This window comes from Streptomyces hilarionis (assembly GCF_024539675.1).
Taxonomy (GTDB): Bacteria; Actinomycetota; Actinomycetes; order Streptomycetales; family Streptomycetaceae; genus Streptomyces; species Streptomyces hilarionis.
In genome coordinates this window covers 45,342-68,159 of sequence record NZ_JAHHIT010000037.1, presented here as the reverse complement: position 1 = coordinate 68,159, position 22,818 = coordinate 45,342, and the positions used below count along the sequence as shown (strand labels likewise).

Genomic DNA, 22,818 nt, shown 5'->3' with positions numbered 1-22,818 from the left:
GGGCGGTGACTTTTCCCCGGGAACTCCGGAACGCCCCGGGAGTCCGGGACCGCGGAGTATTCCGTTGCGTGCGGCCGCCGCCGCTGTCCAGAATCGGGCATGCCGATCTTCACCGCACCGGACGGGACCGAGCTCGCCTACCGGGAGGCCGGTGAGGGCGAGCCGCTCGTGGTCCTGCCCGGCGGCCCCCTGCGGGCCTCCGCCTACCTCGGCGACCTCGGCGGCCTGGCCGGCCGGCGCCGTCTGATCCTGCTCGACCTGCGCGGCACGGGCGGCTCCGCGCGGCCCGCGGATCCGGCGACCTACCGCTGCGACCGGCAGGTGGACGACGTCGAGGCGCTGCGCGTGCACCTGGGGCGGGAGCGGCTCGACGTGCTGGCCCATTCGGCGGGCGGCAGCCTCGCGATGCTGTACGCGGCGCGCCACCCGCACCGGGTGTCCGGGCTCGTGCTGGTCACCGTCAATCCGTGGGCGCTCGGCCGGCCGGCCACGGCGGCGGAGCGGCTGGCCGCGGCCCGGCTGCGTCGAGGCGAGCCCTGGTTCGACGACGCGTTTCCCGCGTTCGAGGCGTGGCTCGGGGGTGCGGGCGAGGCCGACCCGGCGGTCGTCGGCCCCTTCTTCCACGGCAGGTGGGACGACGCGGCCCGCGCTCACGAGGCCGCCGCGGACGAGCAGACCTGCGTCGAGGGCGAGGACCGCTTCCTCGACCCGGCCGCCTTCGACCCGCCGGCCCTGCGGGCGGCGCTGACCCGGGTGGCCGCACCCGTGCTCGTGCTGGCCGGTGAGCTGGACGGCGGGCCCCGGCCCGAGCGCGCGCGGCTGGTGGCCGACGCGTTCGCGCACGCCGAGTTCGCCGTGCAGCCCGGCGCCGGCCACTACCCCTGGCTCGACGACCCGGACCGGTTCACCGGGCGGGTCGGCGACTTCCTGGAAGCGGCCGGTCGCGCCGATGCGGCGCCCCGGGACTGAGGACGACGGCGTTCGGGGCCGGCGCGGGCGGCCCGGTCAGCCGCTCTGCGCCACGGCGACCTCACGCGCCCACCGGTAGTCCGCCTTGCCGCTCGGGGAGCGGCGGACGGTCTCGGCGAGCACCAGCTGGCGCGGGATCTTGTACCCGGCGAGCCGCGTGCGGCAGTGCCGCTGGATGTCCTCCAGGGACGGCGGCGGCGCGCCGTGGCGCACCTGGACCACCGCCGCCACGTGGTTGCCCCACGTCGGGTCCGGCACGCCCGCCACCAGGGCGTCGTACACGTCCGGATGCGCCTTGAGCGCCTGCTCGACCTCCTCGGGGTACACCTTCTCGCCCCCGGTGTTGATGCACTGCGAGCCGCGCCCGAGGACGACGACCACGCCGTCCTCGTCGACGGTCGCCATGTCCCCGAGCAGCACCCAGCGCTCGCCGTCCTTCTCGAAGAAGGTCTCGGCCGTCTTCGCCGGGTCGTTGTAGTAGCCGAGCGGGACGTGGCCGCGCTGGGCGACGCGGCCGATCTCGCCCGCCGCCACCGGCTCGCGGGTGGCCGGATCGACCACCCGGGTACGGGGGTTGACCCGGACGCGGAAGCCGCGCTCCGGCCCGGAGTCCTCGGTGGCCGTGCCGTTGAAGCCGGACTCCGAGGAGCCGAAGTTGTTCAGCAGCATCGCGTTGGGCATCAGCGCCCGGAACTGACGGCGGACCGTGTCCGACATGATCGCCCCGGACGAGGAGACGCTGAACACCGACGAGCAGTCGGTGCCCTTCATGGGGCCCTCCAGTGCGTCGATCAGCGGCCGCAGCATCGCGTCGCCCACCAGGGAGATGCTGGTGACCTTCTCCTTCTCGATGGTCCGCAGCACTTCTTCGGGCACGAACTTGCGGTGGATCACCACGCGTTGGCCGAAGTTGAAGCCGATGAAGGCGGTGAGGGTGGAGGTGCCGTGCATCAGCGGGGGAGTCGGGAAGAAGGTGATCCCGGTGCCGCCGGCGGCGACCCGCTCGGCGAGTTCCTCGGGCTTCCTCACCGGCTCGCCCGTGGGCGAACCGCCGCCCAGGCCCGAGAAGAACAGGTCCTCCTGCCGCCACATGACGCCCTTGGGCATGCCGGTCGTGCCCCCGGTGTAGATGATGAACTGGTCGTCGCCGGAGCGGGCCGGGAAGCCGCGTTCGGGCGAGCCGCTCGCCTCGGCCTGCGCGAACGGGATCGCCCCCTCGCCCACCGGGCCGACCCGGATCAGGTGCCGCAGGGCCGGCGTCTGCGGCAGGGCGGCCGCCACCCGGTCGGCGAACTCGGCGTCGAAGGCGAGCGCGACCAGGTCCGCGTCCCGATAGAGATAGACCAACTCCTCTTCCACGTAGCGGTAGTTGACGTTGACCGGCACGATGCGCGCCTTCAGGCAGCCCAGCACCGTCTGTAGGTACTCCACGCCGTTGTACAGATGCAGCCCGAGATGCTCGCCGGGGCGCAGGCCGCTGTCGAGGAGGTGGTGTCCGATGCGGTTGGCCGCCGCGTCGAGCTCCGCGTACGTCAGCCGGCGTTCCGCGCCCGTGCCGGGATGGTCGACGTACACGAGCGCCTCGCGGTCCGCCGCCACGTCGACGACCGACTCGAACAGGTCGGCAAGGTTGTACTCCACCGTTCCTCCTGACCGGGGCCGGGTTCCCAGACGGTTCGCCGGTCATCAGAGCAAAGGGTCCGGCAAGTGGGAAGGGCCCGCGCCAATAAATCTGACTGTCTGTCAGAAAACCCTTGAACTGCCATCACGCCTACTGCAACCTGTTCTCGTTCTTTCCGAGGGGAGATGTGCGATGGGCGGTACCGAACACCTCACCGTGCGGCGCGAAGGCGCCACGCTCGTGCTCACGCTCAACAGGCCGCAGGCCAAGAACGCGCTCTCGCTCGCCATGCTCGTCGGCCTGTACGACGGCTGGCAGGAGGCCGACGAGGACGACTCGGTCCGCTCGGTCGTCCTCACCGGCGCGGGCGGTTCCTTCTGCGCCGGCATGGACCTCAAGGCCCTGGCCGGCGAGGGCATGCAGGGCGAGCAGTACCGCGACCGGCTCAAGGCCGACCCGGACCTGCACTGGAAGGCCATGCTCCGCCACCACCGCCCGCGCAAGCCGGTGATCGCCGCCGTCGAGGGGTACTGCGTCGCGGGCGGCACCGAGATGCTCCAGGGCACCGACATCCGCGTCGCCGGCGATTCCGCGACCTTCGGCCTCTTCGAGGTCAGGCGCGGACTGTTCCCGATCGGCGGCTCCACCGTCCGGCTCCAGCGGCAGATCCCGCGCACCCACGCTCTGGAGATGCTCCTCACCGGGCGTCCCTACAGCGCCCGGGAGGCCGCGGACATCGGCCTGGTCGGACACGTCGTGCCGGACGGCACGGCCCTGCACAAGGCCCTGGAGATCGCCGAACGCGTCAACTCCTGCGCCCCGCTGGCGGTCGAGGCCGTCAAGGCGTCGGTGTACGAGACGGCCGAACTCACCGAGACCGACGGTCTGGCCGCCGAACTCGCCCGGGGCTGGCCGGTCTTCGACACCGCCGACGCCAAGGAGGGCGCCCGCGCCTTCGCGGAGAAGCGACCGCCCCGCTACCGGCGCGCGTGACGGCGGGCGCGCAGGCGGTGCACGCCGGTCACGGTCCGCGAGGCCGACGTGGCCGCCCCGGCCCGCGCGCCGCGGCCGCACAGCTGATCGCCCCGCGCCCGTCACCGGGCGCTCCCCCCGACGTCGGCTCCCCGAGGAGGCAGCCCCGATGCCCGAAGTCCTGAAAGCGCCCCTGGTCGTCGAGTTCCCGTTCACCCGGTCCCTGGGTCCCGTGCAGAGCGCGTTCCTGACCGGCCTGCGCGAGCGCGTCGTCCTCGGCGTGCGGACCGGCGACGGGCGCACCCTCGTCCCGCCCGTGGAGTACGACCCCGTGACCGCCGAGGAGATCCACGACCTCGTCCCGGTCGCGACCACCGGCACCGTCACCACCTGGGCCTGGAACCACGCCCCCCGCCGCGGGCAGCCCCTCGCCACCCCGTTCGCCTGGGTCCTGGTCCGCCTCGACGGCGCCGACACCGCCCTCCTGCACGCCCTCGACGCCCCCGGCCCCGACGCCGTCCGCACCGGGATGCGCGTGCGGATCCGCTGGGCCGCGGAACGCGTCGGCGCCATCACCGACATCGCCTGCTTCGAGCCGGACGACGGCGGACCCGCGCCCGCCGACGGCGATCCCGGCGCGCTCGCGGACGACCCCGTCACCGGCATCGTCGCCCCCGCCCGTCTCGACTACACCTACTCGCCCGGCCGCGCGCAGTCCGCCTACATCGCCGCCCTGTCCACCCGGCGCACGGTCGGCGAACGCTGCCCGTCCTGCCGCAAGGTGTACGTCCCGCCCCGCGGGGCCTGCCCCACCTGCGGCGTCCCCACCGCCGAGCGGGTCGAGGTCGGACCGCGCGGGACGGTCACCACCTTCTGCATCGTCAACATCAAGGCGAAGAACCTCGACATCGAGGTGCCCTACGTCTACGCCCACATCGCCCTCGACGGCGCCGACCTGGCCCTGCACGGACGCATCGGCGGGATCCCCTACGACCAGGTCCGCATGGGCCTGCGCGTCGAGCCGGTGTGGACGGAGGGCGCCCGTTACCCCGACCACTACCGGCCCACCGGCGAACCGGACGCGGACTACGACGTCTACAAGGAGCTGCTGTGACCCGCGAGGAACCCTCGGACCGCCGCGACGTCGCGGTGGTGGCCTACGCCCAGACCGACGTCCTGCGCAGCACCGACGAGCTCTCCGAGGTCGAGATGCTCATGCCGGTCCTGCACAGCGTCCTGGACCGGACCGGCCTGAAGACCGCCGACATCGACTTCACCTGCTCCGGCTCCAGCGACTACCTCGCCGGCCGCGCCTTCTCCTTCACCCTCGCCCTCGACGGCGTCGGCGCCTGGCCGCCCGTCTCCGAGTCCCACGTCGAGATGGACGGCGCCTGGGCCCTGTACGAGGCGTGGACCAAGCTCCTCACCGGCGACGCCGACACCGCGCTCGTCTACTCCTACGGCAAGTCCTCGCCCGGCTCCCTGCGCGACGTCCTCACCCGCCAGCTCGACCCGTACTACGTCGCCCCCCTGTGGCCCGACGCCGTCGCGCTGGCCGCATTGCAGGCGCAGGCCCTGATCGACGCCGGCGACACCGACGAACCCGGCCTCGCCGCGATCGGCGCCCGCAGCCGGCGCACCGCCACCCTCAACTCCCACGCCCAGCTGCGCGGCGCCGTCCCGCAGGGCGACTGGGCGGTACGGCCGCTGCGCACCGGCGACTGCCCGCCCGTCGGCGACGGAGCCGCCGCCGTCGTCCTCGCGGCGGGCGAACGGGCCCGCGAACTGTGCTCCCGCCCCGCCTGGATCCGGGGCGTCGACCACCGCATCGAGGCCCACTCGCTCGGTGTGCGCGACCTGACCGACTCGCCCTCCACCCGCCTCGCCGCCGAGCGGGCCGGCGCGTTCGACCGGCCCGTGGACACCGCCGAGCTGCACGCGCCGTTCAGCTCGCAGGAGGTCGTGCTGCGCAAGGCGCTGCGGCTGGACGACAGCGTCCGGGTGAACCTGTCCGGCGGCGCGCTCGCCGCCAACCCCATGATGGCCGCCGGCCTGATCCGCATCGGCGAGGCCGCCGCCCGCATCCACCGGGGCGACTCCGACCGCGCCCTCGCCCACGCCACCTCCGGCCCGTGTCTCCAGCAGAACCTGGTCGCCGTACTCGAAGGGGAACCGCGATGAGCAAGGAGCCCGTGGCCGTCGTCGGGATCGGCCAGACCAAGCACGTCGCGGCCCGCCGGGACGTCTCGATCGCCGGGCTGGTGCGCGAGGCCGCCCGACGCGCCCTCGACGACGCCGAGCTGACCTGGGCCGACGTCGACGCCGTCGTCATCGGCAAGGCACCCGACTTCTTCGAGGGCGTCATGATGCCCGAGCTGTACCTCGCCGACGCGCTCGGCGCGGTGGGCAAGCCCATGCTCCGGGTGCACACGGCCGGCTCGGTCGGCGGGTCCACCGCGCTGGTCGCCACGGGCCTCGTCGCCGCCCGCGTCCACGGCACGGTCCTCACCCTCGCCTTCGAGAAACAGTCCGAGTCCAACGCCATGTGGGGACTGTCCCTGCCCATCCCCTTCCAGCAGCCCCTGCTGGCCGGGGCCGGCGGCTTCTTCGCCCCGCACGTGCGCGCCTACATGCGGCGCAGCGGCGCCCCCGACACCGTCGGCTCGCTCGTGGCGTACAAGGACCGCCGCAACGCGCTGAAGAACCCCTACGCCCACCTCCACGAGCACGACGTCACGCTGGAGAAGGTCCAGGCCTCGCCCATGCTCTGGGACCCCATCCGCTACTCCGAGACCTGCCCCTCCTCCGACGGGGCCTGCGCGATGGTGCTCACCGACCGGGCCGGAGCCGCCCGCGCGCCCCGGCCGCCCGCCTGGGTGCTCGGAGGCGCGATGCGCAGCGAACCGACCCTGTTCGCCGGCAAGGACGCCGTGTCGCCGCAGGCCGGCAAGGACTGCGCCGCCGACGTCTACCGGCAGGCCGGCGTCGCCGACCCGCGCCGCGACATCGACGCCGCCGAGATCTACGTGCCCTTCTCCTGGTACGAGCCGATGTGGCTGGAGAACCTCGGCTTCGCCGCGGAGGGGGAGGGCTGGAAGCTCACCGAGGCCGGCGTCACCGAGCTCGACGGCGACCTGCCCGTCAACATGTCGGGCGGCGTGCTGTCCACCAACCCGATCGGCGCCTCCGGCATGATCCGCTTCGCGGAGGCCGCCCTCCAGGTGCGCGGCCAGGCCGGGGAACACCAGCTGGAGCGGGCCCGCAGGGTGCTGGGCCACGCCTACGGCGGCGGTTCGCAGTTCTTCTCCATGTGGCTCGTGGGGGACCGGCCGCCGATGTCCTGAAAGGTCCCCCCTCGCGTGCTCTGTCGGCGTCCGGGACCGATCGCTAGGCTGGCCCGCGGACGACGAACCGGGAGGAGCACGGACGTGGCCGAGAGCACCATCCAGCAGCAGCCGCTCACGGGCTGGGACAAGCCGGAGCTGGACCTCAGCACCGCCGAGTGGCAGTCCAGCAGCCGGGGGCGGGGGGATGTCCAGATCGCCTTCGTCGAGGGCTTCATCGCGATGCGCAACAGCGGCAGCCCGCAGAGCCCTTCCCTGATCTTCACACCCGCCGAGTGGGGTGCGTTCGTGTCGGAGGCGCGGGCGGGGGAGTTCGACCTGACCTGACCGCGCCGGCCGCCCACGGGAACAGGGCCGGACTCCGTCGCAGGCACGCGGCGACGCCCCGGCCGCGACGGCGGCCGACGGCCGGCCCCGGCCGGCGAGGGCGCACGCCGCCGGACGCCGGACGGGGGTGCGGCGACGCCTGTGCGGAGCCGCGTCGAGATGCCGGGGAGAGCGCCGCGACATGCCGGGGGGAGTGCCGCGACCGGTGGCGCCCGCACCGGTTCGCGCCCCGCGGGACGCGTCCCGCCCACGCGTCGCCGGAGGGCCCCGGCCACGTACCATGGCCGCATGTCGTTCCTCCGCCGCCGCAGCGCCACGCCCGCCGGGCCCGACTTCGACGTCCTGGCCATGGACCCGGGCGACTGGCCCGGCAACCTCGGCGCAGGTCTCCTGCCCGCGCCCGACGGCAGCTGCCAGGGCGTCTTCCTGCGCTACGACCTCTTCGGCGGCCGCGGCCCCGCGATGATCATCGGCAACCTGCCCGAGGGATCCCCGGCCCGCGAGGTCGAGGAGGGCGAGGTGCCCTTCGAGGTGGCCCAGCTCCTGCTCGCGCTGGAGAACGACGAGGAGGTGACCGTCGTCGGCACCGAGGACATGCCGGTGATGCAGGGCGACAACCTGCTGATCGTGCGCCGCCTCAAGCTCTCCGAGGGGCGGATCTCCTGTGTGCAGTTCGACCGCAGCGACAACGTCCTGGTGACCATCGCCGCCTGGGACCGCCCCATCACCGACGACCTGTACGCCCTGCTGAAGCCGCTCCCGGCGGAGCTGTTCCAGCAGGGCTGAGGCCCGCTCCACGCCGGCCGCGCCGAGGGAACGGCATCGGCCGCGTGGACCGGACGGACCGCGGGGGCGGCGCGGACCGGGCCGTCTACGTCGCCGGGCTCGCCGTCACGTCCGCCGCGCGCACGAACGCCACCCGGTGGCCGTACTGGATCTCGTAGTACCGGTCGGCGCCGGCGACCAGCCGGTGCGCGTCGCCGTCGAAGGTGACCGCGTAGTAGTACTCGCCCGCCACGTCGTCGCCGACGACGTACTTCTGCCCCTTGGGCAGGGTGTACGGCAGCGGCGAGAGCGCCTGCGCCGGGATCCCCGCCGGGTAGGCCCCGGCCTCGGGGTAGGCCCTGCCGTACAACGGCACGCTGTCGCGGCCCTCCTTCGGGGTGACCACCCGGCCCGTCGTGGGCACGGCGGCCGGCTGCGCCGCGGGGTCGCGGAACCAGGCCTTGCGGCCGAGGTACCAGATCGCCGTCCAGTCGCCCCACCGGTCGGCGACCGCGTACTGCTGGCCGGTCGACGCCCGCGAGGACACGTCGTTCACGCCCGTGGTGGGCGCCGCTCCGTCTCCGACGTCCTTGACCAGGGCGGACTTCTCGTCATGGTCGGAGTACAGCCGCACGTCGCCGGAACCGTGCGCCGCGCACGCCAGTCCCTGGCCGCCGCAGTCCGTGTAGGACGGCCGGTTGGCGGCGTAGTCGGGCCGGATCGTCACCACGGATCCGGTGCTGCCGGCCGTCGCCTCGAACGGCCGGCCGAGCAGCTCGAAGTAGTGCCGCCAGTCCCAGAACGGGCCGGGGTCGGTGTGCATCCCGGGGATGCTCGCACCGGTCGGGCCGGGCACGTTGTCGTGGCCCAGGATGTGCTGCCGGTCCAGCGGGACGCCGTACCTGCCGGCCAGGTACGTCACCAGACGCGCCGACGCCCGGTACATGGACTCGGTGAACCAGGCGTCGGGCCGGGCCAGGAAGCCCTCGTGCTCCAGGCCGACCGACTTGGAGTTGACGTACCAGTTGCCCGCGTGCCACGCCACGTCCTTGGCCTTGACGTGCTGGGCGATGTGGCCGTCGGTGGAGCGCAGCGAGTAGTTCCAGGACACGTAGGTCGGGTCCTGGACGGTGGAGAGCACGCCGTCCCAGCCGCCCTCCGTGTCGTGCACGACGATGTACCTGATGGAGGGCGCGGCGGGCCGGTCGGCCACGTCGTGGTTGCCGTAGTCGTCGTCGCCGAACCGCTCGTGCGGCGCCGGGATCCACTCGCAGGACACCGTCGTCGGGCATTCGGCGCCCGTCGCGGAGAGCGTGCGCAGACCGGCTCGGTGCAGTGCGGCCGTGCGCGGGACCAGGTGCGGCTGCGCGCCCAGCGCGACCGTCTGGCCGGCGTCCGTGGTGCGCTCCTCGCCGCTGCGCAGCACCTCGTAGACGTCGTCGGCGTAGGCGGCGGCCGTCGCGGTGTCGTCCGCGCCCGTGAAGCGCGCCACCGCGCCGTACCAGTCCGCCGGGTCGGCGCTCAGGGGCTCGCCCAGGGCGCGCTGGGCGGCCGCGAGGAGCGCCGCGCCGCCCGCGATGTTGGCCGCGGGGTCCGTGCGCAGCGCCGCGGCGCTCCGTCCCGTCAGCCGCGCCGCCCTCGGCAGGGTCTTCAGCCGGGCGGGCAGCTCCGTGTCCGACGGAAGCCGCACGTGCGGGGTCCGCGCCGGCCGCCGGGCCGGCCGGTCCGGGTCGCCCCGCAGGTCCCGGGCGTCCCGGCCGCGCTGCGCGCCGGTCGTGAGCGCCGTGCGGGCGTCGGTGAGGTGCATGGGGCCGTAGCCGCCGGTCACGCTCGGCGCCCCGGCGTGCGCGTCCCAGCGGGACTGGAGGTAGGAGACGCCCAGCAGCACGCTCTGCGGCACGTGGTACTCGGCGGCCGCGGCGGCGAAGGCACGCTGGAGGCCGTTCGCCGAGGCGGGCCGGGGGTCCGCGGCGTCGGCGGGGGAGGCCGCCGCGCACAGCGGGAGCAGCAGAGCCGCCGACGCGACGGCGCCTGCGGCTCTACGGGAACGTCTGCGGGGTGCGGGGGGAATGACGGGTTTTCGCAACTCGGTCTCCTGGGGGCGAGCGGGCGGCGGCGTACGGGTCCCGCGGGGCCCGGTGGTTCCGCCTTGTCGACAACCCGTCAATCATGACCGCAAAAGGGTCATTTCCCCCGTCAAGACACCGCCCGCGCGCGGAGAGGCCCGTGGCGTGCCGCCATTGCGGCGCGCCACGGGCCTCTCGGTCTCCTCAGCGGGTGCCGACCGCCGCGCGCACCGCCCGGCGGGCCAGTTGGCAGTCGTCGTGCAGCCGTCGCAGCAGCAGGCGCTGCTCCTCGCCGGACGGCGCGGCGCCCGGATGGCCCGCGGTCGGGGCCGTGTCGTGCATCGACCGCTGGACGGCGGTCTCGTAGGTGCGGATCTCGCGGGTCAGCACCAGCATCAGGTTCACCAGGAAGGCGTCCCGCGCGGCCGGCCCCGCCGACTGGGCGATCTGGCTGATCTGACGGCGCGCCACCGGCGCGTCGGCCAGCGCCGACCACAGCGTCGCCAGGTCGTAGCCCGGCAGGTACCAGCCCGCGTGCTCCCAGTCCACCAGCACCGGTCCGGCCGGCGACAGGAGGATGTTCGACAGGAGGGCGTCGCCGTGGCAGAACTGGCCCATGCTCTGCCGCCCCGCGCCCGCGGCGATCCCGTGCAGCAGCTTCTGGAGGTCGCCCAGGTCGCGGTCGGTGAGCAGACCGAGCTCGTGGTAGCGGGAGATGCGGGCCGCGTAGTCCAGGGGCGCGTCGAACGTCCCGGCCGGCGGCCGCCAGGCGTTGAGCCGGCAGATCGCGCCGAGCGCCGCGCGGACGTCGGCCCGCGGCGGGGCCTCGGTGGGGTGCCGCTGGAGCGCCGCCACCCGCCCCGGCATCCGCTCGATCACCAGGGTGCAGTTGTCCGGGTCCGCCGCGATCAGTCTCGGCGCCCGCACGGGGGGGCGGTGCCGGACGAACGTGCGGTACGCGGCTATTTCGTGCCGGATGCGCTCCGCCCATGCGGGGGAGTGGTCCAGTAAGCACTTGGCGACGGCCGTGCTGCGTCCCGTCGTGCCGACCAGGAGCACCGAGCGGCCGCTGCGGCGCAGTACCTGGACCGGGGCGAACTCCGGGCAGATCCGGTGCACCGCGGCGATGGCCGTGCGCAGTTGGGCCCCCTGGGGGCCGGACAGGTCGAGTCTGCCGCTGAGCGGCTGCGTGCCGAGCCCCGCGGGGCGCCGGACCGGACCCGCGCCGAGCGCGGGGCCCGCCGACCGTGCGGGGTCCAGGTAGGGGCCGCCGCCGCCCGGGCGGGTGTGCAGCGACCGGGGCGGGGCGGACACGGAGGACGATGCTGCGTACATGGGAGAAACAGATCCCTTCGTGTGCCGGACGTCAGTGCGCTGCCCCGACCGGCCCTCACGGGTACACCCTGGGGAATGCCCCTCGGCGACCGGGTCGGGGTGGCGCATTCCTACCTGACACCCGTCGCCCAGTGGCACACCATCTGGCGAACCCTGGCGAACCCTGGCGAATAGTCGCCCGGCAACTTTCCCGGGGCTACTGTCAACTCAGCCGAGAACCTGGGGGCTTGACGTGAGCGGACAACCCAACACCCGCCTGGCGGACCTGTTCGGCCTGGCCGGCTGGTCCAAGGGCGAACTCGCGAGGCTGGTCAACCGGCAGGCGGCGGCCATGGGCCACCCCCAGCTGTCGACCGACACCTCCCGGGTGCGGCGATGGATCGACACGGGAGAGATCCCGCGCGATCCGGTGCCGCGGGTGCTGGCGGCTCTGTTCACCGAGCGTCTCGGCCGTGTCGTGACCATCGAGGACCTCGGTCTGGTCCGGCACGGGCGTACCGGGAATCGGCCGGGCGGCGGGAGTGAGCAACATCCCGACGGCATGCCGTGGGCGCCCGAACGGACTGCCGCGGTCCTCACCGAATTCACGGGAATGGACCTCATGCTCAACCGACGCGGCTTGGTGGGCGCGGGCGCCGCGCTCGCCACGGGATCAGCACTCAGCGGCGCCATGTACGAGTGGCTGCACACCGACCCCACGCTCTCCGCCGACGCTCCTGTCATCGACCACCCCCTCCTCCACCACGCAGACCAGGCCGGGTTCGACCGCTACGAGGCCGCTCCCATCGGAACCGAGGAGGTCGACGAGCTGGAGCTCTCGGTCGAGGTGTTCCGGGCCTGGGACGCCGCCCGCGGCGGCGGCTTGCAGCGCAAGGCCGTCGTGGGACAGCTCAACGAGGTGGGCGGCATCCTCTCCTACCGCCACCCCGCCCATCTCCAGCGACGTCTGTGGGGCGTCGCGGCCAACCTCGCGGTCCTCGCGGGCTGGATGTCGCACGACGTCGGTCTGGAGCCGACGGCCCAGAAGTACTTCGTCATCGCCGCCCATGCCGCGCGCGAGGGCGGCGACCGGCCGCGCGCCGGCGAGGCGCTGTCCCGGGCGGCCCGTCAGATGGTCCATCTCGGGCGGCCCGACGACGCGCTGGACCTCATGAAGCTGGCGCAGTCCGGCTCCGGCGACGGGGTGCTGCCCCGTACCCGGGCGATGTTCCACACCATCGAGGCCTGGGCGCAGGCGGCGATGGGCAAGGGGCAGGCCATGCGCCGCACGCTCGGCCGGGCGGAGGACCTCTTCGTCTCCGACCGGGACGAGGGCGCCCCGCCGTCCTGGATGCAGACCTTCAAGGACGAGGACCTGTACGGCATGCAGGCGCTGGCGTACCGCACGCTGGCCGAGTTCGAGCCGCAGGCGGCCGCGCACGCCCAGTACTACGCCCAGAAAGCCCTCGCGCTGCGCGTCGACGGCCGCGAGCGGTCGAAGATCTTCGACCATCTGTCCATGGCGTCCGCCTGCTTCATCGCCAACGATCCCGAACAGGCGGACCGGTTCGCGCGGTTGGCCCTGATGTCGATGGGGTCGAACTCCTCCCGGCGCACCTGGGACCGGCTGAGCCAGATGTACCGGCTCACCGCCCAGTACGCCGACTCCCCCCGGATCGGAGAACTGCGCGAGGAGATCCGGCTGGCGCTGCCGAAACAGAAGGGGGCGCGGCCCGGCGACGACGCCCGGGCGTGAGCGCGACGGCGTCGGCCGTCGCGTTCCGGCCGACGGCCGCGACGGTCAGCGGGCGACGCGGCCGACGAGCACGCAGGCGTCGTGGTCGCGTCCCGTCCCGCCGCACTCCTCGACGACCGTGCGCAGGCAGTCCTGTGCGGTGCGCGCCTCGTTCAGGCGGGGGGCGAGGCCGAGCAGGCGGTCGCCGGGCGCCGGCCCCTCGGTGTGCAGCACCAGCACGTCGCCCACTTCGAGGGTCTCCTCGGCCTGCCCGTAGACGGCGTGCGCGGAGGCTCCGAGGAGGACGCCCTGCGGCGCGTGCAGCCGGCGTCCCGTCCCGGCCCGGAACAGCAGGGGGGCGGGGTGCCCGGCCTGTGCCCAGGTCAGGGTGCGGGTGTCCGGACGGTAGCGGCAGCACAGGGCGCTGCCCAGGGCGGGCTGGACGGTGGCGTCCAGCAACTGGTTAAGCCAGGTCAGCAGTTGTCCCGGCCCGGTGCCGGCCATGGCCATGCCCCGCAGGGCCCCCAGCATCATGGCGATGTGGGAGGTGACGGCCGGCCCCTGCCCGGTGAGATCGCCGAGCCCGAGCAGCGTGGGGCCGTCGGGCAGTTCGAGGGCGTCGTACCAGTCGCCGCCGATCAGCGAGGCCGTCGCGGCGGGCAGACGGCGGGCGGCGAGATCCAGGGATCCGGGGCCGCGGCCCGGCAGGCTCAGGGGGCCGCGCCACGACGGCAGGACGGCCTCCCGCAGTTCGGTCGTGAGCCGGTGTTCGGCCTGCGCGCGGTGTTGCCCGCGCTGGAGCGAGTCATGGCTCTCGCGCACCTCCCGCTGGCTGCGGCGCAGTTCGCTGACGTCGCGCAGCACGGCCCACATCGAGGCGGTGCCGCCCTCGGCGTCGAGCACGGGCTCGCCCATCATGTGCACGGTGCGCGGGCCGCCGTCCGGGTGGACGACCCGGAACTCGCCGTCGATGGGACGGGAGTCCACCAGGCAGTCGGTGACCATGGCGGTCAGCTTCGGGCGGTCCTCCTCCAGGACGAGCGAGGGCAGTTCGTCGAGGGTGAGGGCGGGGGCGGCGGGGTCGCGGCCGAGGATGCCGTAGAGCTCCTCGGACCAGAGGGCCTCGTCCGTGAGCAGGTTCCATTCGGCGCTGCCGACCCGGCTCAGGAGCGACGCGCGCCGCTCGGCCTCCGGGGCGGCGGGCGCGACCGGGTCGCTCGGCGTCGGCGGGGGGCCGTCCCGTAACTGGGCCAGGTGCGCGTCGAGATCGTCGAGTTGGTGGCGTGCGAGCTCGTAGAGCGCCCGTTGCCAGCGGCCCCGGGGGTCGGTCCGGTCGGCCGGTGCGCCCAGCCGGGCGGCGTCCATGTCGCCCTTGAGCCGCCGCGTCTGCGAGATCAGCGCGTCCACCGAGCCGCGTCCTGGCGGCTGGGCGGCTGAGCGGTCCGCGAAGACATGGGGCGGCATGACGCACTCCGATACGGGACGGTTCGACGGGGGCTGACACATCGGCCGTCACGACTGTTGCACAGCGCGCGACGACGTGTAAGGGCTTCGGCAACACCCGATTCGGTGGTGCTTCTGGCATATGCCAGAGTCTCCCGGACGGTGTGGCGGGGCGCCCTCCGGTCGGCTCGGGGCAGGCTCAAGTCGTATGAGACGTACGTGACTTGAGGGACGGGTGGGTATGCAGGGAAGACCGTCATTCGTGTGTTCGACGACCCTGTGTTCCATGGCTCCGCGGCTCTGTGCTCCACTATTGCATGGGTGTGATGCAGGTCACAATAATTGGACCGCGCTTTCCCGTAATGCGAACGGCCTCCACGAGGTCGTACATGCATGGACATCACTCTGGAACAGGCCGTCCACGCCCGGCTGATCACCGCGGAGGACCAGGAGCTGCCGGTGCCCGCCACGCTCCGCTACGACTGCGCCGACCCCTTCGCCGTGCACGTCGACTTCCCCTCGGAGGTCGCCCTGGAGGGCGAGCCGGTCACCTGGACGTTCGGCCGCGGCCTGCTGGAACAGGGAGTGGACGGCCCGGCCGGGACCGGAGACGTGCACATCTGGCCCTGCGGCCCGAGTCTCACGGTGATGGAGTTCCACTCCCCGCTCGGAATGGCCCTGCTCCAGTTCGACACCGGCGCCCTGCGCCGTTTCCTGCTGCGCAGTTATGCGGTCGTCGCGCCGGGGCGGGAGGACGTGACAGCCGCGGTCGACCGGGGGCTGGAGGTCCTCCTCGGCAACGTCTGAGGCCCGTCCGGCGTCAGCGGCCGGTTCCGGCGTACAGGCCCGGGCGCGGGGCGAGTTCGACGACGGTGCGCGTGCCGCTCTCCAGCGCGCCGACCCCGGCCTCGGCGACGGCGGAGGCCGCGTAACCGTCCCAGACGGTAGGGCCGGTGACCTCGCCACGCCGGGTTGCGTCGACCCAGGCCTGCACCTCGCGGTCGTAAGCGTCCGCGAACCGCACCAGATAGTCCCGGGGCACGTCCGTGCCGGCGGAGCCCCGTGCCGTGACCAGCGGGCCGTGGTCGTCGCCGACGCGCGCGGCGCCCGCCTCGCACACGGCCTCGCAGCGCACCTGGTAGCCGAAGCCGCAGTTGACGAAGACCTCGACGTCGACCAGGGCGCCGCCCTCGGTCTCGAAGAGCACGAACTGCGGGTCCTGCACGCCCTGCGGGGCGCCCGCGGAGACGCGGGGGCGCACCACCGTGACCGCGGTCAGCTCCTGACCGAGCAGCCAGCGGGCCGCGTCGATCTCGTGCGACACCGAGCTGTCGATCAGCATCGCGCTGGTGAAGCCCGGCGGCGAGGAGACGTTGCGGTGCACGCAGTGCAGCATCAGGGGCCGGCCCAGGCGGCCGTCGTCCAGCAGCGCCTTGAGCCTGCGGTACTCGGCGTCGTAGCGCCGCATGAACCCGACCTGCGCCAGCCGTCGTCCGTGCCGCAGCTCCGCCTCCATCACCCGCAGCGCCCCGGCCGAGTCCGGCACCATCGGCTTCTCGCACAGCACCGGCAGGCCCCGGGCGAAGGCGGCGAGCAGGGCGTCCTCGTGCGCGGGGCCCGGCGAGGCGATCAGCACGGCCTCGACGCCGGGCGCGTCGAGCGCGGCCTCCGGGTCCGTGTGGACCGTCGCCCCGTCGATCCCGGCGACGGCCTCCTTCGCGCGCGCGGCGTCCGGATCCGCCACGGCCGCGACCCTGGCTCCGCTCACCACGCCGTCGAGACGGCGCACATGGTCGGCGCCCATGTGTCCGGCGCCCAGCACGGCGACGCCCAGCAGGTCGGCCACGCGTGATCCCCTCCCCGGTCGACGATCACGCCGTAGCGTACGCCGCCGGGGAAGAGGACCGCAGGGGCCCGGTCAGTAGCGCAGCACGCCGGCGAGGCCGTCCGCCGCGCCCAGGGCGCCGTCGGGGAGGAAGCGCACCTCGGCGCCGGTCTCCAGACACTGCTCGACGATCTCGTCCACGATGTCCTCGCGGGCGTCGAGGTCGCCGCTCACGGCGGGGACGAGGTGCTCGCCGTCGTCGCGGACCGTGACGCGGTAGTTCTCCTCGACGGCGAGCAGCCGGACCCGGCCCTCCCGCGCGCTCTGCCACAGCTCGTCGACGCCGGCCGCGAACGTCCGGTGCCCCCGGGCGGAGTCGAGTTCGGCGGCGACGGCCTCGGCGTCCCTGCGGGACCGCTCGTCGAGCACGGGACGCACCGCCTGCCACACCGCCTCGGGCGTGCCGTGGGAGAGCCCGCCGTGCGGGAGGTGCACCGCGTCGCGGACGGCCGGGCCCTGGGCGTCGAGAAGGGCCAGCGCCGCGGGCTCGCCCGTGACGTACAGCGGCTGCGGATCCTCGCGTTGGAGCCTGGCGACGGCGGCCTCGGCGTCCCGCAGGAAGTGCCGGGTGTCCTCGTCGCGGAAGGTGCTGGGCTGGTCGCCGATCCGCTGCCGACGCTCGGCGTCGAAGTTCTCCCGGCTCCTGGTCATCGGGAACCCGCCGCCCCGCGCCTCGGCGACCCGGTCGACGCCGCCGTTCCACAGCGTGACGCGGTCGGCGGACACCGACAGCACCCGGAACGGGCGGTCGGCGGCCTGTGCGGAGACCAGGTTGCGGGTCAGGAACGTGTCGGAGAAGACCACGCGTTCGGGCACGGGCCGGGCCAGGGACCACACCTGGTGCTCGCCGGGGGCCGCGTAGATGATCAGGCCGTCCTCGCTGTGCGCCAGGTCGATCTCGGCCAGCGCACGGTCCAGCCGGCCGGCGACGTCGGCGCGCCGCTCGCGGGTGACCGCCGGGTCGTGCTCCAGCTGCTTCTTCGCCTCGGCCACGACGTTGCGCAGCCGGACGCGGTCCTGGGCGCTCCCGGGTTCGCGCCGGTGGGTCGGGGTCAGCACGGACACCGCCGGATAGGGGCGCGGGCGGCGTAGTTCGGAGAGGGTCGCGGGGCTGAGTGCGTACTCCATACGAGCACGATAGGGCGGATTCGCGTAGGGGGCATTTGGGGCAAGATCGGCATATGTGTGCCATGGGTGCGAGGGGCGCGAATCTCCCGCCGCCGTCGCGAATTCGCCGCCTCCGGCCGGTGACGCGGGGCCGGGCCGCCGGTTACCGTACGCGTCAGTAACCGGAACCGCATCGCAGGAGGCACCATGCCGCAGCTCGAGGTCGACGGCGCAGCCCTGACGTACGACGACGAGGGCCCGCGCGACGGCGGCGGCGTGCCCCTGGTGTTCGTGCACGGCTGGACGGCCGACCGGCGCCGCTGGGACCACCAGATGGCGCACTTCGCCGCGCACCGGCGGGTGATCCGGCTCGACCTGCGCGGTCACGGCGAGAGCGGCGGCGCGGGCGTGCGGACGGTCGCGGAACTGGCGGGCGACCTCCTCGCCCTCCTCGACCATCTCGACGTGCGGCGCTGCGTGCTCGTGGGCCACTCGATGGGCGGCATGATCGCGCAGACCGTCGCCCTCTCCCACCCCGAGCGCGTGGAGCGCATGGTGCTGGTGAACTCCATCGCCCGGATGACCTACAGCCGGGGCAGGGGCCTGCTGATGGGCGCCTCCACGCTGGTCCCCTTCAAGATGTTCGTCGCCGCCAACATCCAGCGCGCCTTCGCCCCCGGCCACCCCAAGGACGAGATCCGCGCCTACGTGAAGTCCTCCGCCGGCACCCCGCGCGAGGTGGTCATGACGCTCTACGGCGCGATGCGCGCCTTCGACGTCCTCGACCGGGTCAAGGAGATCCAGGCCCCGACCCTGATGATCCACGGCTACCACGACATCCAGCTCCCCGTACGGCAGATGCTGCGGATGGCGATGGCCTATCCGGACGCCGTCGTCCGCATCATCGACGCCGGTCACGAACTCCCCGTGGAGAAGCCGGCCGAGCTGACGGCCGCGATCGACGCCTTCGTCACCGACAAGGGCGTGACGGCCGCCGTCACCGACGGGTCCTGAGGACCCCCGTCACCGACGCGGCGTCGAGGGCACGGCCGGGCGCGCGGGCGGACCGTCAGTCGAAGCCGTCCGGGTCCGCCGCCTTCCAGTCCGCCTCCCACGACGGGGGCGGACCCGCGAGCAGCTCGCCCGGCGCCAGCCACTCGTGGAGGTCGGCGTACGAGCGTTCCACGCCGGGGGCGACCCGGCGGACCAGGTGCGCGGGCGTGAGTCCGCCCGGCTCGCGCACGCCCATCGCCGCCATGATCCGCACGGCGTCGCGCACCGTCTCGCGCTGGTAGCGCTCGACCTGCCGGGCCCGGCGGGCCACGTGCAGCGCGCGGGCGCGCAGCGGGTCCTGCGTGGCCACGCCGGACGGGCAGCCGCCGGTGTGGCAGCGGCCGGCCCGCACACAGCCGACGGCGAGCATCATCGCGCGGGCCGCGTTCGTGTAGTCGGCGCCCTGGATCAGGCGCGTGACCACGTCCCGGCCGGTGGCCACCCGGCCGCTCGCGCCGATCCGGATCCGGTCCCGCAGTCCGACGCCCGTCAGCGCGTTGTGCACGGTGACGAGCCCCTGGGTGAGCGGCATGCCGAGCCGCCCCGCGGATGCCGGGGGCGGCGCGCCCGTGCCGCCCTCCGCTCCGTCGACCACCACGAAGTCGGGCGCCACGCCCTCCGCCAGCATCGCCCTGCACAGGGCGAGGAACTCCGACCGGGCCCCCACGCACAGCTTGAGCCCGACCGGCTTGCCGCCCGCCGCCTCGCGCAACCGGGCCACGAACAGCACCAGTTCACGCGGTGTGGAGAACATCCGGTGGGAGGGCGGCGACACCACGTCCACGCCCCGCGGCACCCCGCGCTCCCGCGCGATCTCGGCGCTCACCTTCACCGCGGGCAGCACCGCCCCCGTGCCGGGCGCCGCCCCCTGCGACAGCTTCAGCGACACGCACCTCACCTCGGGCAGCGCCGCCTTGTCCGCGAACTCCCGCCAGTCGAGGCCGCCGTCGTCGGCACGGCAGCCGAAGTACCCCGTGCCGAGCTCCCAGACGAGGTCGCCGCCGCCGCGCAGATGGTGCTCCGACAGTCCGCCCTCCCCGGTGTCCTGCGCGAAACGCCCCAGCGCGGCCCCCCGGTTGAGGGCGAGGACCGCCCGCCCCGACAGCGCCCCGAAACTCATCGCCGACACGTTCAGCAGGGCCATGTCGTAGGGCTGCGAGCAGTCGGGGCCGCCCACCCGCACCACCGGCGGCTCCTGCGCCGCCTCGACCGGCCACAGCGACGGCACCAGGAACTCCGGCTCCTCCCACGCGTCGGGCCGCGGCTCGCGCACGGCTCCCGGGGGAGGCCACCCGGCGGGGCGTCCGAGACGTCCGGCCGACGGGTGGCCGCGCCGCGCGGAGCGGCGCCGCCACAGGAGGTCACCGACGCCCGCGCAGGTCAGCGCCAGCGCCGGGGCGGCCGCCCACCACCACCGGGCGCTCACGAGGAACGCCGCGGACGCCGAGAGGGCGGCGGACAGGGCGACGAGCGGCCACGGCCCCGGCCGGCCCACTCAGCCGGCGTCCTCGTCGGGGCCGCACGAACTGCCGCTGGGCGGCAGGGAGCCGTACAGCAGGAAGTCGTCGACCTTGCGGTGCACGCACTTGGACGACCCGTACCCGGTGTGCCCCTCGCTCCGGTTGTCGAGCACCACGGCCGACGGCCCGAGCCGCTTCGCCGTCTCCACGGTCCAGCGGTACGGCGTCGCCGGGTCGCCGCGCGTGCCGACCAGGAGCATCTTCGGCGTGCGCAGGTCCTTCACCTCGTCGCGGATGAAGTCCGTGCCCCTGGGGCGGCCGTAGCACATCAGGACCTCCGCCAGCCGGTAGCGGCCGAACACGGGCGACGCCTTGTCGTAGGCGGCCCGCAGGCGCGCGAGGTCGGCGGTGATCCGGCGGGCGTCCGGACGGTCGGGGTCGTCCGCGCAGTTGATCGCCATGAGCGCGGCGGGCAGGTTGTCCGGGGGGACGTCCTCGGCGTCGACGAGCGCGCCGGGCGAGGGCCCCGCGCCCGGTGACCGCAGCGGGAAGGGGAGCGGAAGCGCGATGCCGCCGCCGGCGAAGCCCAGGACGCCGCCGGCGTCGCCGCCTTCGACCAGCTGGGCCAGCGCCCGCTCCAGCAGCGGCCACAACTCCTTGCTGTACAGGCCCTGTCCGAGGGCCCCGACCAGGTCCTGGCCGGTGAAGTCGGCGCCGAAGTCCGTCGGCAGCGGATCCTCGTCGAGCGAGCGGACCAGCCGCACGACGTCCTCGCGGGCCGTGCGCGGATCCTGCCCGAGGGGACAGGCGATGTCCTTCGCGCACCAGCCGACGAAGTCGTCCAGCGCCACCTGCTGCCCCCGCGCGCCCGCGATGCCCTGCTCGGTGAGCGGCTCGGTCAGCGTGTCCACGCCGTCGAGGACCATGCGGCCCACCTTGTCGGGAAACCGGGCGGCGTAGACCGCGCCGAGCCGGCTGCCGTACGAGAAGCCCAGGTAGTTGAGCTTCTTGTCGCCGAGCGCCTGGCGCAGCACGTCCATGTCCCGTGCCGCGTTCACCGTGCCGATGTGCGGCAGCACCGGCCCGGAGTGCTCGGCGCAGACGGCGGCGGCCTTCTTCAGCCGGGGCAGCAGGGTCTGCGGATCGGCCAGGGCCGTGTCGTCGTCGAGCGCGCTCAGTGCGCTCTGCTGCCCGTTCCCGCAGCTCACGGGGGACGAGCGGCCGACGCCCCGGGGGTCGAAGGCGACCACGTCGTAGCCGTCGGTGAGATCCATGAACTCCTTGCCGCTGTGGGCGAGTTCGGGGACTCCCGCACCGCCGGGGCCGCCGAAGTCGAGCACCACGGAGCCGCGCTTGTGGCCGGTGGCCCGGTACCGGGCGATCGCGAGGTCGAGCGTGGCCCCGTCGGGGTGGGCGTAGTCGAGCGGCACGGTCACCTTGGCGCACTGCAGGTCCTTGGGCATGCCCTCGCCCCTGCACGCCGACCAGGCGATCTTCTGACCGTGGAACCGGGACAGGTCGAGGCGGTCGTCCGCGTCCGCGTCGCCGTGGGCGGTGATCGTCGGCAGGCCCGCACCGAGCAGGGTCAGTGCGGCGGTGGCGGCGAGCGCACAGCGTCGCAACCCGGGCCGCGTAGACAGCTTGGCCAGCATCAATGCCTCCAGGGACGCCCGCAGCGGTCCGGGGGACGGCGTCCTCGCTCACGATAAGCGGCGGCCCCGCGACCCGCCTCCGGGCGGCCCGCCCGGTCCGCGCGGCTCGCGGGGCCGGCGCGCCGTGCGCGGCCGCAGGGCGGGGTTCGACACCTGTTCGACGGGCGTGCCGTCCGAGCGGGTGAACGGACGATCAGGCATGACCCGGACGGTCCGCCCGCGTTCTGTCCGGTGCGGGCGAGTGCTCGCGACTCATGTCTGGAAGGCAGGGACCCCATGAGGCGGGTTACCCGAACCGAAGTGCTGGCCCTCGCCGCCGTCTCCGGCGCGATGGCCGTGACACTGCCCGCCCACGCCGACTCCGCGGCCGACGGCTCCGCGGTCGGCTCGCCCGGGCTGATCTCCGGCAACGGCGTGCAGCTGCCCGTGCACCTCCCGGTCGATCTGTGCGGCAACACCGTGAACGTGGTGGGCGTGCTGAACCCCGCCGCGGGCACCACCTGCGCCGACGCGGGGGCGGCCGCGCACGGCGCGCACCGGGCCCCGTCCGGCGGCTCCGCCGCGCACGGCGGGCACCGGGCCTCCTCGGGGGGTGGCGCGACGGCGCACGGCGTCGCGGCGGGCTCGCCGGGCGTCGTCTCCGGCGACGGGATCGAGCTGCCGGCGCATCTGCCGGTGAACGTCAGCGGCAACAGCGTCGACGTCGTCGGCGTCGCCGACCCGGCCTTCGGCAACGAGTCCGTCAACGCCTCCGGCGAGGAGCCCGCGCAGCCCGCCGAGCCCGCGTCGCGGCCGCCGGTCCGGCACGACCCGCCGTCGCAGTTGCGGCACCCGGGCCCGCGGGCCGTGCCCCCGGCGCTCGCGTCCCGGGCCGTGGCGCCGGTCGCCTCGCTCGCCCGCACGGGGGCCGACGCCGCCGTCCCCGCCCTCGCCGGCAGCACCGCCCTGATGCTCGGCGGAGCCCTGCTGTACCGGAGGTTCCGCCCGCGCACCGAGCGCTGAGCGGCCCGGCAGGCGGACGCACCGCGGGTGTCGTCGGGCGTGGGCCCGCGGCCGACGAGTCCGTGCCGACGGCCCGGCCCGCGCCGTACGGCATCGCGGCGGA

Annotated in this window: 19 protein-coding genes; 11 read left to right on the top strand and 8 right to left on the bottom strand. The window is 74.3% G+C overall.

The features are described from left to right. The first annotated feature begins 99 nt into the window (after window positions 1-99). Complete coding sequence (locus KMS84_RS06450) at window positions 100-969, top strand: alpha/beta fold hydrolase (RefSeq protein ID WP_256915085.1); 870 nt, start codon at window positions 100-102, stop codon at window positions 967-969. A gap of 36 nt (window positions 970-1,005) precedes the next feature. Here the strand turns inward: KMS84_RS06450 and KMS84_RS06445 are convergent, their stop codons facing one another. Next, window positions 1,006-2,610, bottom strand: coding sequence for an acyl-CoA synthetase (locus KMS84_RS06445; RefSeq protein ID WP_256915084.1), 1,605 nt, complete (start codon window positions 2,608-2,610; stop codon window positions 1,006-1,008). Between the two features lie 172 nt (window positions 2,611-2,782). On the opposite strand from KMS84_RS06445, the gene KMS84_RS06440 reads away from it, so the two are divergent. From KMS84_RS06440 to KMS84_RS06415, 6 genes are all read left to right on the top strand, one after another. Next, window positions 2,783-3,583, top strand: a complete 801-nt coding sequence (locus KMS84_RS06440; protein ID WP_256915083.1) for a crotonase/enoyl-CoA hydratase family protein — start codon at window positions 2,783-2,785, stop codon at window positions 3,581-3,583. Window positions 3,584-3,731: 148 nt separating this feature from the next. Further along, the gene (locus KMS84_RS06435) at window positions 3,732-4,676 is read left to right on the top strand and encodes a Zn-ribbon domain-containing OB-fold protein (protein ID WP_256915082.1); all 945 of its coding nucleotides are present in this window, start codon (window positions 3,732-3,734) and stop codon (window positions 4,674-4,676) included. Next, window positions 4,673-5,743, top strand: a complete 1,071-nt coding sequence (locus tag KMS84_RS06430) for a thiolase family protein (protein WP_256915081.1) — start codon at window positions 4,673-4,675, stop codon at window positions 5,741-5,743. The genes KMS84_RS06435 and KMS84_RS06430 overlap by 4 nt, the downstream gene beginning before the upstream one ends. Then, complete coding sequence (locus KMS84_RS06425) at window positions 5,740-6,906, top strand: thiolase family protein (RefSeq protein WP_256915080.1); 1,167 nt, start codon at window positions 5,740-5,742, stop codon at window positions 6,904-6,906. Before KMS84_RS06430 ends, KMS84_RS06425 begins: the two co-directional genes overlap by 4 nt. An 84-nt stretch (window positions 6,907-6,990) precedes the next feature. After that, entirely contained in the window at window positions 6,991-7,233 is a 243-nt protein-coding gene (locus KMS84_RS06420) for a DUF397 domain-containing protein (protein WP_256915079.1), read from the top strand. Between the two features lie 288 nt (window positions 7,234-7,521). Then, the gene (locus tag KMS84_RS06415; RefSeq protein WP_062646030.1) at window positions 7,522-8,019 is read left to right on the top strand and encodes a hypothetical protein; all 498 of its coding nucleotides are present in this window, start codon (window positions 7,522-7,524) and stop codon (window positions 8,017-8,019) included. Window positions 8,020-8,104: 85 nt separating this feature from the next. On the opposite strand, the gene KMS84_RS06410 is transcribed toward KMS84_RS06415, so the two are convergent. Together KMS84_RS06410 and KMS84_RS06405 are read right to left on the bottom strand one after the other, a co-directional pair. Next, a complete protein-coding gene (locus KMS84_RS06410; protein ID WP_256915078.1) occupies window positions 8,105-10,084 on the bottom strand; it encodes an N-acetylmuramoyl-L-alanine amidase in 1,980 nt (659 codons plus the stop codon). Window positions 10,085-10,268: 184 nt separating this feature from the next. Further along, window positions 10,269-11,399: an aminoglycoside phosphotransferase family protein gene (locus KMS84_RS06405; RefSeq protein WP_256915077.1), complete on the bottom strand. Its 1,131-nt coding sequence runs from the start codon at window positions 11,397-11,399 to the stop codon at window positions 10,269-10,271. Between the two features lie 232 nt (window positions 11,400-11,631). On the opposite strand from KMS84_RS06405, the gene KMS84_RS06400 reads away from it, so the two are divergent. Continuing rightward, a complete protein-coding gene (locus tag KMS84_RS06400) occupies window positions 11,632-13,134 on the top strand; it encodes a DNA-binding protein NsdB (protein WP_256915076.1) in 1,503 nt (500 codons plus the stop codon). 45 nt (window positions 13,135-13,179) lie between these two features. Here KMS84_RS06400 and KMS84_RS06395 read toward each other — a convergent pair whose 3' ends face one another. Further along, window positions 13,180-14,577 (bottom strand): PP2C family protein-serine/threonine phosphatase, encoded by a 1,398-nt coding sequence (locus tag KMS84_RS06395; RefSeq protein WP_256915075.1) that lies wholly within the window; start codon window positions 14,575-14,577, stop codon window positions 13,180-13,182. 372 nt (window positions 14,578-14,949) lie between these two features. Here KMS84_RS06395 and KMS84_RS06390 point away from each other — a divergent pair, with 372 nt between their 5' ends. Beyond that, window positions 14,950-15,363: an SsgA family sporulation/cell division regulator gene (locus tag KMS84_RS06390; RefSeq protein ID WP_256915074.1), complete on the top strand. Its 414-nt coding sequence runs from the start codon at window positions 14,950-14,952 to the stop codon at window positions 15,361-15,363. Between the two features lie 13 nt (window positions 15,364-15,376). Here the strand turns inward: KMS84_RS06390 and KMS84_RS06385 are convergent, their stop codons facing one another. Further along, window positions 15,377-16,402, bottom strand: coding sequence for a Gfo/Idh/MocA family protein (locus KMS84_RS06385; RefSeq protein ID WP_256915073.1), 1,026 nt, complete (start codon window positions 16,400-16,402; stop codon window positions 15,377-15,379). A 72-nt stretch (window positions 16,403-16,474) separates the two neighbouring features. After that, window positions 16,475-17,569: a baeRF3 domain-containing protein gene (locus KMS84_RS06380; RefSeq protein WP_256915072.1), complete on the bottom strand. Its 1,095-nt coding sequence runs from the start codon at window positions 17,567-17,569 to the stop codon at window positions 16,475-16,477. Window positions 17,570-17,755: 186 nt separating this feature from the next. Here KMS84_RS06380 and KMS84_RS06375 point away from each other — a divergent pair, with 186 nt between their 5' ends. Continuing rightward, entirely contained in the window at window positions 17,756-18,562 is an 807-nt protein-coding gene (locus tag KMS84_RS06375) for an alpha/beta fold hydrolase (protein WP_256915071.1), read from the top strand. Between the two features lie 55 nt (window positions 18,563-18,617). Here the strand turns inward: KMS84_RS06375 and KMS84_RS06370 are convergent, their stop codons facing one another. Further along, window positions 18,618-20,096 carry a glutamate synthase-related protein gene (locus tag KMS84_RS06370; protein ID WP_256915070.1) on the bottom strand — a complete coding sequence of 493 codons (1,479 nt, stop codon included), beginning with the start codon at window positions 20,094-20,096 and terminating at the stop codon, window positions 18,618-18,620. Next, complete coding sequence (locus tag KMS84_RS06365) at window positions 20,097-21,713, bottom strand: alpha/beta hydrolase (RefSeq protein WP_256915069.1); 1,617 nt, start codon at window positions 21,711-21,713, stop codon at window positions 20,097-20,099. Window positions 21,714-21,989: 276 nt separating this feature from the next. Between KMS84_RS06365 and KMS84_RS06360 the strand changes: the two genes are divergently transcribed. Next, window positions 21,990-22,715: a chaplin family protein gene (locus KMS84_RS06360; RefSeq protein WP_256915068.1), complete on the top strand. Its 726-nt coding sequence runs from the start codon at window positions 21,990-21,992 to the stop codon at window positions 22,713-22,715. Window positions 22,716-22,818 lie beyond the last annotated feature (103 nt).

Bases quoted from the DNA above. Each gene is read 5' to 3' on its own strand.
- KMS84_RS06360 (WP_256915068.1), top strand. From the start codon at position 21,990: ATGAGGCGGGTTACCCGAACCGAAGTGCTGGCCCTCGCCGCCGTCTCC.
- KMS84_RS06405 (WP_256915077.1), bottom strand. From the start codon at position 11,399: ATGTACGCAGCATCGTCCTCCGTGTCCGCCCCGCCCCGGTCGCTGCAC.
- KMS84_RS06425 (WP_256915080.1), top strand. From the start codon at position 5,740: ATGAGCAAGGAGCCCGTGGCCGTCGTCGGGATCGGCCAGACCAAGCAC.
- KMS84_RS06395 (WP_256915075.1), bottom strand. From the start codon at position 14,577: ATGCCGCCCCATGTCTTCGCGGACCGCTCAGCCGCCCAGCCGCCAGGA.
- KMS84_RS06375 (WP_256915071.1), top strand. From the start codon at position 17,756: ATGCCGCAGCTCGAGGTCGACGGCGCAGCCCTGACGTACGACGACGAG.
- KMS84_RS06450 (WP_256915085.1), top strand. From the start codon at position 100: ATGCCGATCTTCACCGCACCGGACGGGACCGAGCTCGCCTACCGGGAG.
- KMS84_RS06435 (WP_256915082.1), top strand. From the start codon at position 3,732: ATGCCCGAAGTCCTGAAAGCGCCCCTGGTCGTCGAGTTCCCGTTCACC.
- KMS84_RS06415 (WP_062646030.1), top strand. From the start codon at position 7,522: ATGTCGTTCCTCCGCCGCCGCAGCGCCACGCCCGCCGGGCCCGACTTC.
- KMS84_RS06440 (WP_256915083.1), top strand. From the start codon at position 2,783: ATGGGCGGTACCGAACACCTCACCGTGCGGCGCGAAGGCGCCACGCTC.
- KMS84_RS06380 (WP_256915072.1), bottom strand. From the start codon at position 17,569: ATGGAGTACGCACTCAGCCCCGCGACCCTCTCCGAACTACGCCGCCCG.
- KMS84_RS06390 (WP_256915074.1), top strand. From the start codon at position 14,950: ATGGACATCACTCTGGAACAGGCCGTCCACGCCCGGCTGATCACCGCG.
- KMS84_RS06365 (WP_256915069.1), bottom strand. From the start codon at position 21,713: ATGCTGGCCAAGCTGTCTACGCGGCCCGGGTTGCGACGCTGTGCGCTC.